The 13,456-nt window shown below is 60.2% G+C and carries 8 protein-coding genes; 4 read left to right on the top strand and 4 right to left on the bottom strand.

All coding sequences use genetic code 11. The features are described from left to right. Positions 1 to 90: 90 nt before the first annotated feature. From BFC21_RS09635 to BFC21_RS09625, 3 genes are all read right to left on the bottom strand, one after another. Positions 91 to 1,923, bottom strand: a complete 1,833-nt coding sequence (locus BFC21_RS09635; protein WP_088377772.1) for an ABC transporter ATP-binding protein — start codon at positions 1,921 to 1,923, stop codon at positions 91 to 93. Between the two features lie 112 nt (positions 1,924 to 2,035). Beyond that, positions 2,036 to 2,599 (bottom strand): peptidylprolyl isomerase, encoded by a 564-nt coding sequence (locus BFC21_RS09630; RefSeq protein WP_120266013.1) that lies wholly within the window; start codon positions 2,597 to 2,599, stop codon positions 2,036 to 2,038. Between the two features lie 155 nt (positions 2,600 to 2,754). Then, a complete protein-coding gene (locus BFC21_RS09625; protein ID WP_029611509.1) occupies positions 2,755 to 3,678 on the bottom strand; it encodes a LysR family transcriptional regulator in 924 nt (307 codons plus the stop codon). A 155-nt stretch (positions 3,679 to 3,833) separates the two neighbouring features. Here BFC21_RS09625 and BFC21_RS09620 point away from each other — a divergent pair, with 155 nt between their 5' ends. The 4 genes from BFC21_RS09620 to BFC21_RS09605 all read left to right on the top strand — a co-directional run bounded on the left by BFC21_RS09620 (position 3,834) and on the right by BFC21_RS09605 (position 11,881). After that, positions 3,834 to 4,433, top strand: a complete 600-nt coding sequence (locus tag BFC21_RS09620; protein ID WP_088377770.1) for an FMN-dependent NADH-azoreductase — start codon at positions 3,834 to 3,836, stop codon at positions 4,431 to 4,433. A 297-nt stretch (positions 4,434 to 4,730) separates the two neighbouring features. Next, entirely contained in the window at positions 4,731 to 10,265 is a 5,535-nt protein-coding gene (locus tag BFC21_RS09615; protein ID WP_120266012.1) for a hypothetical protein, read from the top strand. Between the two features lie 153 nt (positions 10,266 to 10,418). Then, positions 10,419 to 11,279, top strand: a complete 861-nt coding sequence (locus tag BFC21_RS09610; RefSeq protein ID WP_088377768.1) for a carboxylate/amino acid/amine transporter — start codon at positions 10,419 to 10,421, stop codon at positions 11,277 to 11,279. Between the two features lie 41 nt (positions 11,280 to 11,320). Beyond that, positions 11,321 to 11,881, top strand: coding sequence for an alpha/beta hydrolase (locus BFC21_RS09605; protein WP_088377767.1), 561 nt, complete (start codon positions 11,321 to 11,323; stop codon positions 11,879 to 11,881). A 200-nt stretch (positions 11,882 to 12,081) separates the two neighbouring features. On the opposite strand, the gene BFC21_RS09600 is transcribed toward BFC21_RS09605, so the two are convergent. Beyond that, positions 12,082 to 13,350: a mechanosensitive ion channel family protein gene (locus BFC21_RS09600; RefSeq protein ID WP_088377766.1), complete on the bottom strand. Its 1,269-nt coding sequence runs from the start codon at positions 13,348 to 13,350 to the stop codon at positions 12,082 to 12,084. Positions 13,351 to 13,456 lie beyond the last annotated feature (106 nt).

The raw sequence follows: 13,456 nt of genomic DNA, 5'->3' as shown, positions 1-13,456 counted from the left end.
TTTTTTGCCAGTGCCATAAAAACGCCAGAGCCCTTTACAAACGGGACCTGGCGTTGTGTTTACGCGCTTTGCAGCAGGCCGTTGCAAGTCTTAGTCGATACCGACAAAACCTCCCGTCTGGTGCTGCCACAAACGTGCATACAAACCGCCCCGGGCGAGCAGTTCGCTGTGGGTGCCGGTTTCGGCGATATGGCCGTTTTCGAGCACAACCAGGCGGTCCATGCGGGCAATGGTCGAGAGGCGGTGGGCGATGGCGATCACGGTCTTGCCTTGCATCAGGGTTTCGAGGCTTTCCTGAATGGCAGCCTCGACTTCGGAGTCCAGTGCCGAAGTGGCTTCGTCCATGATCAGGATCGGAGCGTTCTTGAGCAGCACCCGGGCAATGGCGATGCGCTGGCGCTGGCCGCCGGACAGCTTGACCCCGCGCTCGCCCACATGAGCATCGAAACCGGTACGGCCCTGGGCATCGGACAGCAGCGGGATAAACTCATCGGCCCGGGCCTTGCGCACCGCTTCCCAAAGCTCTTCGTCGGTGGCGTCGGGCTTGCCGTAAAGCAAGTTGTCGCGGATGGAGCGATGCAACAGCGAAGTGTCCTGGGTGATCATGCCGATCTGTTCGCGCAGGCTTTCCTGCGTCACTTCGGCGATGTTCTGATCGTCGATCAGAATCCTCCCACCTTGCAGGTCGTACAAACGCAGCAGTAGATTGACCAGGGTCGACTTGCCGGCACCTGAAGGGCCAATCAGGCCGATTTTTTCGCCGGGCTTGATCAGCAGGTTGAGGTCGCTGATGATTCCGCTGCGTTTGCCGTAGTGGAAGTCGACGTGTTCAAAACGTACCTCGCCACGGTTTACGCTCAGGCGTGGTGCATGTTCGCGGTCAATCACGGCGACAGGCTGGGCAATGGTTTCAAGGCCGTCCTGGACCATGCCGATATTTTCAAAAATGCCGTTGACCACCCACATGATCCAGCCGGACATGTTGACGATGCGGATCACCAGCCCGGTGGCCAGGGCAATGGCACCGACGCTGATCAGTGACTGGCTCCACAGCCACAGCGCCAGGGCGCTGGTGCTGACAATCAGCAGGCCGTTCATGGTGGTGATGACCACGTCCATGCTGGTGACCACGCGGCCGGCCAGCTGGGTTTTTTCGGTCTGCTCGATAATGGCTTCACGAGCGTACTGTTGCTCGAACTGGGTGTGGGCAAACAGCTTGAGGGTGGTGATGTTGGTGTAGCCGTCGACGATACGGCCCATCAGCTTGGAGCGCGCATCGGAAGACACCACCGAGCGCTCTTTGACCCGGGGGACAAAATAGTACAGCGCCCCGATATAGCAGACGATCCATGTCAGCAACGGGATCATCAGGCGCCAGTCGGCTTCGGCAAACAGCACCAGCGAACTGATGGCATAGATCAGGACATGCCACAGGGCATCGACCGCCTGCACCGCTGAGTCACGCAGTGAGTTGCCGGTTTGCATGATGCGCTGGGCGATACGCCCGGCGAAGTCGTTCTGGAAAAAGTTGAGGCTCTGCTTGAGCACATAACTGTGGTTCTGCCAGCGGATCAGGCTGGTCATGCTCGGGCTCAGGGTCTGGTGTACCAAAAGGTCGTGCAGGCCGAAGAATACCGGGCGGATGATCAGCGCGACCACGGCCATCCAGATCAGCTCGCTGCTGTGAACCCTGAAGAAGTCGGTATTGGGCGTGCCCTGTGTCAGATCGATCAGCGTGCTCAGGTAGCTGAACAGTGAGACTTCGATCAGGGCCGCGATCAGCCCGACCACCAGCAAGGCGGCGAACATCGGCCAGACCTGGCGCAGGTAGTAGAGGTAAAACGCCCAGACAGTGCTGGGCGGGGCCGCGGTGGGAGCCTCGCGGAAAATATCGATCAACTGTTCGAAGCGGCGATAAAGCATTGGCACTGAAGCCCGTAGTGCGGGCTCTCCTTTAGTGGTGTGGCCGGTGCTGCTGGCTTTACTCATCCCGATGGTGGGGCACCGGCCAAGGCTCCCTGCTGTGTGCTGCTTGTCAGTCGATGCGTTTGGCCGACTTGATCAATACCGGGTCGATTGGCACATTCTGCATGCCCTGTTTGGTGGTGGTCTGCGAGTTGACGATCTGGTCTACCACGTCCATGCCATTTACCACCTTGGCGAATACGGCGTAGCCCGCATCACGGCCCGGGTCCAGGAAGGCATTGTCGGCGACGTTGATAAAGAACTGGCTGGTGGCCGAATTGGGGTTGGAGGTGCGGGCCATCGACAGGGTGCCGCGCACGTTGTGCAGGCCGTTGCTGGCTTCGTTACGGATCGGATCGCGGGTCTGTTTTTGCACCATCTGCGAGGTAAAACCGCCGCCTTGCACCATAAACCCCGGGATGACACGGTGGAAAATGGTGTTGTTGTAAAAGCCGCTGTCGACATATTTAAGGAAGTTGTCGGTGCTGATCGGCGCCTTGACCGGGTCCAGTTCGATTTCGATCTTGCCGAAGCTGGTGTCCAGCATGACATGGGGCGCTTTACTGGCGTCAGCCGCCATCAGGTTGGTAGCAAGCAGCAGGGCGCCAGCGGCAAGAGCAATTTTTTTAAGCATGGTTCAGTGATCCTGAAAAGTGGGGTGACTGTTCAATGCCACACGGGCGGCGGTGCATTGAACCAGTGCCCGTGGCGCATCCATCAACGGTGGATGTTCACGGGCTGCGGGTGTTGGACAGGATATTCCCGAATCAGGTTCCTGCCCACTGCTGTTCACGCCTGTTGCGGGGCCGCGAAAGGCGCGTCCAGTGGCGCTGTGTCGAAAGTTTGCAACAGTTCGACAAGAATTTGTGTGGCCGGGCCCAAGGGTTTGTCCTTGTTGGCGTAGAGGAAAAACACCGGGTGACGGTTGCCGCCCTGATTGAGCGGCAACGGCTTGAGCACGCCTTCCTTGAGTTCGCGCTCGATCATGTGCCGCGGCAGCCAGGCAAAGCCCAGCCCGCTGCTCACAAACGCTGCCGCCGTGGCCAGGCTGCCGACGGTCCAGCGCTGTTCCGAGCCGAGCCAGCCCACGTCCCTTGGCTGCTGGCGGCCGGAGTCACGAATCACCACTTGTAGCTGGCTTTCCAGATCCTGGAAGTGCAACTCGCGTTGCAGGCGGTGCAGCGGGTGGTCGGGGTGGGCCACCGCGACAAATTCCACGGTGCTCAATTCGGTACCCAGATAGCCGGGAATATTGAAACTGCTGATGGCCAGGTCTGCCACGCCTTCGAGCAGCACTTCCTCGACGCCGGACAACACCTCTTCGCGCAGACGCACGCGACAGCCGCGGCTTTGCGGCATAAAGGCGGTCAGGGCACGTACCAGCCGGGCGTTGGGGTAGGCAGCGTCGACCACCAGGCGCACCTCGGCTTCCCAGCCTTGTTCCATGTGATGGGCGAGGTCTTCGAGCTGGCTGGCCTGCTTGACCAGTTGCCGCGAGCGGCGCAGCAGCACGCCGCCGGCCTCGGTCAACACCGCCTTGCGGCCATCGATGCGCAGCAGCGGCACGCCGAGCTGGTCCTGCATGCGGGCCACGGTGTAGCTGACAGATGATTGCGAGCGGTGCAGGACTTCAGCGGCTTGCGCGAAGCCGCCGTGGTCGACCACCGCCTGCAAGGTGCGCCATTGATCCAGGGTCACGCGGGGCGCTTTCACGATGAAGTCCTCAAATGTGGGGGAGTGACAGGATACCGCTAAACAAACAGGTTTATAGATAGGTTGTAGCAGGTTATTGCGCTTTTTTATCGAGCTGATGCTCTCTAACCTCTGCTTCATCGTCTTACAGTATTTACAGATGGAGCTTACCCGGCATGTCCAATGTTCTGATTATTGAAAGCAGTGCCCGCCAGCAGGGCTCGTTTTCCCGGCAGTTGACGCAACAGTTCATCAGCCAGTGGCAGGCTGCTCACCCGGCGGATCAGGTGACCTTGCGCGACCTTGCCCTGAACCCGGTACCGCACCTCGATGCCAACCTGCTGGGTGGCTGGATGAAGCCCGAAGCACAGCGCAATGCTGACGAACAGTCTTCCCTGCAACGCTCCAATGAGCTGACCGACGAGTTGCTGGCCGCCGATGTATTGATGCTGGCGGCACCGATGTACAACTTTGCCATACCGAGCACCCTCAAAGCCTGGCTGGACCATGTCTTGCGGGCCGGAGTGACCTTCAAGTACACCGAAACCGGACCGCAGGGGCTTTTGACCGGCAAGAAAGCCTATGTTCTGACGGCGCGCGGCGGGCTATATGCGGGTAGCACCTCGGACCATCAGGAACCCTATCTGCGTCAGGTCCTGGCATTTGTCGGCATTCACGATGTGACCTTTATCCATGCCGAAGGCATGAACCTGGGTGGCGATTTCCAGGAGAAGGGCCTGAATCAGGCCAAGGCCAGCCTGTCTGCCATCGCATAACCTGTTAATCGACAGATAATCGCCGGCTGGCTTAATGCTTTCATTGCTCCTTCAAGCATGCGGTTCGCGCATCGAACCTCCCTTTGCACTTTCTTGAGTGCTCGTACCCGATCAGCCCAGGGCTGGATCGGGTTTTTTTTGCCTGGGGTATTGGTTGGGTGCAAGCATGCGGATGCCCTTGAGGTGCGCTACATATCTATCTTTTTACAGGCTCGCGCTCTGTTAATTTGCCCATCGGTTGTTTGGCCAGGCTCCTTCGGCGCATGGCAAAACGTCATTGATTGAGGCGGATGCACCATGTCCATTGTTTCGTCCCTGCCAGAGCAGCAGTTGCAAGATGAGGAGGCTGTCATTGCCGCTCATCTCGACCGCCAGCCCACCTTCCTTGCCACCGCCAGGGATTTGTTCCGTAGCGCGTTGCAGCGGCGGTTCGCGTCTGTTAGCCAGGCGTTTGACCTGGATGCACTGCATGTCACCGATTATCGCCTGGAGTGGAATCATGACCGCACGGCGCACATCGCCAACCCTGTGACCTCACGCAGCCTGGCTGACGAGTTGACACGGTATCTGGCCAGCCGCGAACTGCCGGTCTATCAGGGGCAGGTCGGGATCTTCGACCAGGCGGCCAGCATCGGCCACCTGGGTACCCGTCTGGTTGGCGGCGACAGCATGGCCAGCGAACTGGCGGCCCTGCTGCAGGACGTGGGGGTCAGGGCCTACCCGAATTATCCGCTGCAGCTAGCGGCCTTTTACGAGGCGCCGGCGCAGGGCCGCGAGCTGGGGCAGGGCGCCGACAACCGCTATGGCCGTGACTTGCCGCTCAAGGTATGGCTGGCAGCACGAATGGCCCGGCAAAGACGCGCGGAGGCAGACCTGCGCATAAGCGATGGCACCTTGACGGTCGAAGGCGCGGCCATGATCCGGTGGGCAGCAGGGGGCCTGCCTGATGCTGGCGCAGACGATGAACCCGGGGTCTTCGAGCTGACACTGCGGGTGCCGACCGTCGAGGCCCGGGTCGCAGGATGCCTGATTCTCACCCGTAGCCCCCGTGACTTTCCGGCCCAAAGTCCGGCAGGGGTGATCTTGCTGATGGCAGGGCAGGGCCTGATCGAATTCTCCTCGGGGGGTGAGTTCAACCAATACCTGGACCGCTGGTTGAGCGACCTGCAAAGCCATCCCTGGTTATGGGCCACAATTGCTTTAAACCACCGCCAGGCGGTGCTGGCTCATTCCCCCCGTGCGCTTGTGGATTGCCCGGGTGTTGCCAGCAGCGAGGCTTTTACCCGTTGCCTGGCATCGCTGCTTAATTGGCAGCAGGACAGTTGCCTGCACCTGATCCGGTCTGGCCGCGTAGAACCGTTGTATCTGGAGCAGGCAATCAATCTGCGCGCAAGGTTCCGTGCCGGCCACCTGCTGCAGGTGCGGCAGGCGGCCTTGCAGGCACAACGCAGCGCCGGGCCGCGCAGGACCGCAGCCATAAATGAAGGGCTGGTGCAGGCGTTCCCTGACCTCCAGTCACTGGTTTCGCCCTTTGACATGGACAGGCTTGAACTCAGGGGTTACCGCGATGACAGCGCGGTCACCGACCTGTCCTCAAGCACCCGTCATTCCGGGCAATGGCAACGGGTCAGTTCCAGGCCGCTCGGGGCTGTGTTGCGAGAACTGCTGGTTGATCCCCGGGCGTTCAATCTTGCGGCCGACATTGAGCGCCTGTGTATCGGTGCAGTCGGCAGCGATGATTGCATTGATCTCACGCTACAGGCCTTTCGTGACAATGCACTGGCTGTTGTACGGCCGTTGCGGTATGTCGCTGTCGAGTGCCAGCTGCCGGTAACGCCGGCGCCCCGGCCTGAACCACCGGTAAACCCCTTCAAGCAGCAGGCGCAGGCCACCCTGGCTGATTTTCGGGCAATGGCTGCAATGTTGGAGGCGGCCCCTGTGGCTTCTTCGTTCCGGTTGCGGCCAAGCCCGCACTCTGCGCTGCAGGGTGCCATCAGCGAAGTGGTGCGCCAGTTCCGGTTGCTGGCGCACGAGTTGCGCGGCCAGGCAGCGAGTGTGCTGTATCAGCGCCTGCCGCTTGCCGCAACACTGCCCGCGAGGCTGCGCGGGCAGTTGGAGGCTTGCTTGCGCAGCGACCGGCAAGCCGTTCTGTTTGATTACGGTGAGTCGGTGACCCTGGCGGAGATGCTGGACTTTTACTGCATCATTGCGGCCGAACCGCTAACGGCGCCTGCCAGGCGGCAAGCACTCAATGACCTTGAAGAACAGTACGCCGTGCGTGCCCTGGGCATGGAAAACGCAACGCCGTTGCTTGACAGCCTGCTGGGTGCCGACCAGGAGCGGGCGTTACTCGGTGCCGTGAACGCCTGCATGGCTACCCTGCAGCCCTTGCCGGGGGTGAACCCTTTGCCGCCTCTGGAAGTGCTGGGGCATTACCTGCCCGGGTTTGACCCTGGCGCATTGGCGTACACCAGGCCGACCGTGGCGCTGCAGCAGCTGCTCACCTCAGGGCAGGGGCAGTGGCTTGGCCAACAGTTGCTCAAGGCTTCAGGTTGGCATGGCGCCGCCGATGGCGAGGCTGCCCCGGCGACCCTGAACGCCCAGCTGGCCTGGAAGGCCCTTGTGCTGCGTTACTCCCAGGCAGGTACAACAGCTGGCTACGACCTGAACGCCAATCGTTTGTGGGGTAAAAGCTATGCCTGGATCCGCAGCGACTTCGAGCACTACCTGCTGACCTCGCGACAAGCCACTTCGCCGGCGTTTGCCGCGCTGCTGGCGCGTTTGCTGCGCCCGAGCATGCCCGCGGATTTCAGCGTGCGCGACATTCCGGTCGAGCTGATCTACGGTTCGGCCAGTTGGGTCAACTTCCGGCATGGGGCCGAGCTTGCCCATGTGATTGAACCTGGCTCGTCCCAGCGCATGACTTTTCAACAGGTCATCACGTTGCCAGGCCAGCAGGCGGCAGGCCTGGCAGGGCAGCAGAGCGCGGCGCGGGGAAAGTCGGCGGCCATGCTTTCCCTGCGGTTACCACCGCTCATGACCTGGGCAGCCCTTCATGGCGTTGTGCCTGAAATGCCCTTGAGTGCTTACACCAGCGAGCAGATCCAGCAAGCCGCCAAGGCGCTGGATGACTTTGAGCAGACGGTGCTCAAAGCGGCCAACGATCTGTTCGAGGTGCCCCCCGCCAGACTGCAGATGGCCAGGGCTGAGCTGTTGAAACACGGCATCAGCCCCGAACAACGCCTGTATACGGCGCAGAGGGGGAGTGTGCCCCTGTTTGAGCTGTATGCCGTGGGCAAGCATCTGGAGGTGGATTTTGAGCCGCATACGGCAACCACTTTGCCCAGCCCCGAAACGCTAAGGGCCCGGGCTGCATTGCTGGCCCGGCTTGAGCGCTTGCAGGTGAATATCGAGGGCGAGTTCAGCCGTCGCTACGATGCACATGAGGCAGCGCTCGTATCTGCACAACAAGCAGTGGTGAGGTTCTTGCTGGACAGCCTGCCCCCGCAACAGCGCCAGGATATCGAGTACAGCACTGTCAGAGTGTTGCGCGTAAGGACCGAAAGTCGTGGCAGCGTCGCTGAAGAGACCACGAGCCTCATGGACTCGCTGATGCTGCGCCAGGGTTTTATCCTGCAAGTGTGCAAGCCCGGTGATTGCGACATCTATGAGGTTTTTCCGCGAGCCTTGCACATTCAGCAAAGCCCCGGGCTCAAGCCATTGTTGATTGGCGGAGTGATTGGTCCCAAACAAACGGGCCTGCATAGCTGGATCCATCGCTATCGACATGGGGCGATTTTGCAACTGGACGAAAACGCCTACCGAACAGGGCAAACACCGCGGCCCCATGCACTCTCCAGCTCCAGGTTGATCGTCGAAGAGCTGGGCAGCTTGCCTGCAGCGGGCCAACCCGGCAGTACGCTGCCCAATACGTTCTGTTCCGCGCGCAGCAAGCAGATTGCTATGTTGGCCCCTCTCTATATCGACAAGGATCAGGCCCGCGCGGCAGCCCGGGGCGTGACGGCGTTTGACCAGGCTCATCCGGCCGTGCTGCTGCTAAAGGCGATTACCCCGTTCTGGGGGACTTTTGACGACCTGCTGTCTGGCGACCAGAAACGCATGGCTGAGGGCAGGCTGGGGCTGGTTTTCGACCTGCTGTTTTTCCTGCCCGTGGCCCGGTTTGTCGGTGGCGCGGTACGCATCCTGAAAACAGCCGGAAAACTGGGTTTCAAGCCCGCGCTGCCACGGCTGGGAAGGCTTACCAGAACTCTGCTGGTAGCCCTGGCGCAAGAACTCAACCCGGCAGACGGCCTGTCCCAGTTGCTCAAATGGGGCCGCATCAAGGTTTTTATGGGCGGCCGCTGCCTGGCCAGCCGGGGGCTGGAGCACTTCAAGCAGGCCGCCAGGCGCTCAAGTGTGGTGCGCTACGACACTCGCCGCGGGCTAGTGACGGTCGATGACCCCGCGCTGTGGAAGTCACTGGTGCCAGGTGATCAACTGCGCAGGGTCAACGGCATCGACAATGTGCCGGTGCGCAATACGGGCAGTGCGCATGCCCCACGTTACCACCTGCTCGATCCTGTTTCCGGCCTGCCCTATGGGCCGCAGCTGGCCTCGAGGGTGCGGGTTGTGCGCTTCAACCAGCAAAGGTTTGTCGTGTCCGCCAGCCCTGACTTGCCTGATGGCTATTACAGGCTGCGAATCAGCGACCCTGACAATCCCGCGCAACTGCTCAGCAGCGGGCTGATTGCCAAACCGGAAGCCGGCGCGGGGGGGCTCTGGAGAAGAAGAGGGATCAGGGGCGGGGGTCATGAGTCTTTTGAAACTGGCACTTTGCACACCTGGGCCCTGTCGGGTCACGGTGGCCAGGCCACGTTGGCCGACATGAACGCCTACACACGCAGTGATATCGCATTGTCGGGGCTGGTGCCAGGTCCGGCACCCGGTGTTTACACGCACAATAGCCGGTCCTGGATAATGGCTGGCGAGCCGCCGCAGGTGTATGAAGTGGTGCAGATCAGAAACAGGTTTTGGCAGTTGCATGCCGATGGCGAACAACCTGGCCCTTTTGTGACTTATCGCCCTGCCCAGGGCGCGGCCTCGGGTGTGTGGGAAATAGACCCCGAGATCCGTCTTCAGCCCAGGCCAAGGTCAAAATGGCAAGGCGGGGCTGAGGTCATGTTTGTTCCGGATCCCGAGGGGCCGCAGTTTTACCGCAACCTCAACAACCTGCCGGCGGCCACCCCCTGGCAGGTTGAAAGGGCTATCGACTTCAAACGCATCGAGCAGCAGATTCATACCCAATGGCACGTCAAACTGGAAGGGATCAGGGTGATTTCGACAACTGGCAATGATCTGGCAGGGAAAATGGGTATTCCCTACGATTCATCCTCTACCAAAGCCAATCCGGTAGCCTGGACCTCGCCCCAAGGGCGCATTTATATCGCCACGGATCATCCGGATTTCGTGGTCAATGGGCTGGTCGATACCGACAAGGTGCGCTCCACGGTGGTACATGAATATGTGCATGCGGCCTCCCACCGTCATATTGGGTTGCAGGCTGCGTCCGGTGCCGAGGTCAATTATGACGAATGCCTGGTGGACTACTTTGCACAGAAGCTTTACACGCAGATCTATCCGGATCGCCCCTACAAAAGTAGTTACTTCAGCCAGGACGGTACCCTCTGGCATGGCCAGTTGGCGCCCTTTATGACACAAAATGCCAGCATGACCCTCGAGGATATCCAGCAGGCACTCTTTCATGACCCCGGGCTGTTTCGTCCGTTGAGTGCCGATGCGCTGCAGGCCTGGAAGCGCCTGAGGGAGTTCTAACCCGGGTTGGTCGCCTGGCCAATCGCCTTTAAGCAGGCGACATTGCCAAGCCAGCATTTTACTTCCCCGGCAAACCGGCTAAGGTCGCGCATTCCTTCGGGCTCGCTGCGGCGTGATCGAACAGGCGACCAAGGCTTTTTGAGCGAGAGATACATGGGCTATCTGTTATTTGTCACCCTGATCCAGGCGTTTTCCTTCAGTTTGATTGGCGAGTATCTGGCGGGGCACGTCGACAGTTACTTTGCAGTACTGGTGCGAGTGGTGCTGGCGGGGCTGGTGTTTATCCCGCTGACACGCTGGCGTCAGGTCGAACCCGGTTTCATGCGCGGCATGCTGTTGATCGGCGCCTTGCAGTTCGGCATTACCTATGTCTGCCTGTACCTGAGTTTTCGGGTGCTGACGGTGCCGGAGGTGTTGTTGTTCACCATCCTGACACCGCTGCATGTGACCCTGATCGAGGATGCCCTTAACCGTCGGTTCAACCCCTGGGCCCTGGTCGCCGCGCTGGTGGCCGTGGCGGGTGCTGCAGTGATTCGGTTTGACAGCATCAGCCCGGATTTCTTCAAAGGTTTTCTGCTGCTGCAACTGGCCAACTTCACCTATGCCGCCGGGCAGGTCTTGTACCGCCGTCTGGTGGCGCGCTACCCGAGCGACTTGCCCCATTACCGGCGGTTCGGTTTCTTTTACCTTGGCGCGCTGGCGGTGGTGCTGCCGGCATTCTTGTTGTTCGGCAAGGCCAACTTTCTGCCCGAGGCCCCTCTGCAGTGGGGAGTGCTGGTGTTTCTGGGCCTGGTGTCCACCGCGTTGGGGCTTTATTGGTGGAACAAGGGCGCCTGCCTGGTCAGCGGCGGCACCCTGGCGGTGATGAACAATTTGCATGTGCCGGTGGGCTTGCTGCTCAACCTTCTGATCTGGAACCAGCATGAACCGTTGGGGCGACTGTTCATCGGTGGGCTGGTGATTGTGCTTGCTGTCTGGATCAGTCGCCTAGACCGCAGGCCCGTGACGGTCTAAGGTCAACCTCAGTCCATCTATCGCCGTAAGGGAGAGTCGGAATGACAGTCAGGGTGTTGATCTTGCCGGGCCTGTTCAATTCAGGAGCAGAACACTGGCAATCTCACTGGGAGCAGCGCTACAGCGGTTTGCACCGGGTCAAGCAGGATGATTGGCAAAACCCGGTCTGTACTGACTGGGTGCAGAACCTGCAAAAAAAAATCACCAAGAGCGAGCGCCCTGTGGTGCTGGTTGGCCATAGTCTGGCGTGTTCGTTGATTGCCCGATGGGCGCAACAACACCCCAAAGAGGCCCGGCGTGTGCGTGGGGCGCTGCTGGTGGCGCCCAGTGATACAGAAGCCGACAGTTACCCCGCCGGCACCACAGGCTTTAGCCCGATGCCGCTTGAGCCCCTGCCATTTGATGCCATCACCGTGGCCAGCACCAACGACCCCTATGTTACCCGCGAGCGGGCCGAGGCCTTCAGCCAGGCCTGGGGCAGTGAGCTGGTATGGCTGGAAAATGCCGGGCATATCAATGGCGAAGGCGGGTTTGGCGCCTGGCCGCAGGGGATCGAGTTGTTGTTCAGGCTCACGGGTGATCCGCAGTTCAAGCAAGCTTGAACCTGTAGCCGCCCGTAGCAGCTGCCGTAGGAACGAGGCTGCGTCCGGCGGCGAAGCCGTCGTCAAATCAGAGCACTCAGTATCGCGGATACACCGAGTTGCCTGATTTGCGACGGCTTCGTCGGGGTGCCGCATCACGCCGGACGCAGCCTTCGGCAGCTGCTACGCATCCCGTACCCTTCAGCCGCCGACGAGGCACATCACTCCTCGGCCGGTATCCTGTTCAACAACCCCTTGCGCAGGTCATTGCCGCTCGGTTGCTGGTACACGCTGAGCCCGAACTCGGGCAGCACGGACAGCAGGTAGTCAAAGATATCGCCCTGAATGCGCTCGTACTCGTCCCACACCGTGGTCCGGGTAAAGCAGTACACCTCCAGTGGCACGCCTTGAGGCGTGGTTTGCAGCTGGCGCACCATGCAGGTCATGTTTGGCTGGATATCGGCATGGCTTTTCAGGTAGGCAAGGGCATAAGCACGGAAGGTGCCGATATTGGTCATGCGCCGGCGGTTGGCGGACATGGCTGCCACGTTGCCCTGGGCTTCATTCCAGCTTTTGAGTTCGGCTTTCTTGCGATGCAGGTAATCACTCAGCAAGCGCACCCCTTCCAGACGCTGCTCCTGCTCATCGGTCAGGAACGCGACATCGCTGGCGTCAATAAACAGGCTGCGCTTGATCCGGCGTCCGCCGGACTGCTGCATGCCGCGCCAGTTCTTGAATGACTCGGACATCAAGCGCCAGGTCGGAATCGAAACAATGGTCTTGTCGAAATTCTGCACCTTGACGGTGTGCAGGGTGATATCGATCACATCACCGTCGGCACCCACCTGCGGCATCTCGATCCAGTCGCCGACTCGCAGCAAGTCGTTGCTGGTCAATTGCACGCTGGCCACAAATGACAGCAGGGTGTCTTTGTAGACCAACAAAATGACTGCCGACATGGCGCCCAGACCCGACAGCAGCAGCATCGGCGAGCGGTCGATCAGTGTGGCGACAATGATGATGGCCGAGAACACATACAGCAGCATTTTCGTCAGCTGGATGTAACCCTTGATCGGCCGGGTCTTGGCGTAATTGGTGCGCGAATAGATATCGAGCAAGGCGTCCAGCAGTGAGCTGATGACGCGGGTGAGGACAAAAATGGTAATGGCCAGCGCCAGGTTGCCGAGGAAGTGGCGACCGTTGTCGCTCATGTCCGGCACCAGATTGCGCCCGAACTGCACCATCAACGAGGGGGTCAGTTGGGCCAGGCGATGGAATACCTTGTGTTCGCGTAAGTCATTGATCCAGTGCAGGGCCGGTTGGCGGCCGAGCATTTTGGTCACGCGCAGGACAATGATGCGTGCAATGTGACCGGCCAGCAGGGCGACGCCCACCAGAACGATCAGGCCGAGCATGGCCGAGACCCACGGATGTTGGTCCAGGTTGGCCCACAAGTCCTGGATTTGGCTCCAGAGAGGTTGAGTATCCATAAGCTAAAACGATATCCGGTAATAAATGGCTATGGGATTAGAGCACTTCAGGGTGATTTGTGGGCCTTGATTGGACTAAAGACCCTAAAAAACCATTTGTTTCATG

Origin of the sequence: Pseudomonas sp. TMW 2.1634 (assembly GCF_001703595.1) — a bacterium.
Lineage (GTDB): Bacteria > Pseudomonadota > Gammaproteobacteria > Pseudomonadales > Pseudomonadaceae > Aquipseudomonas > Aquipseudomonas fragi.
Note: the sequence above shows the minus strand (reverse complement) of the source record. Positions and strands in the feature narration are given on the sequence as shown.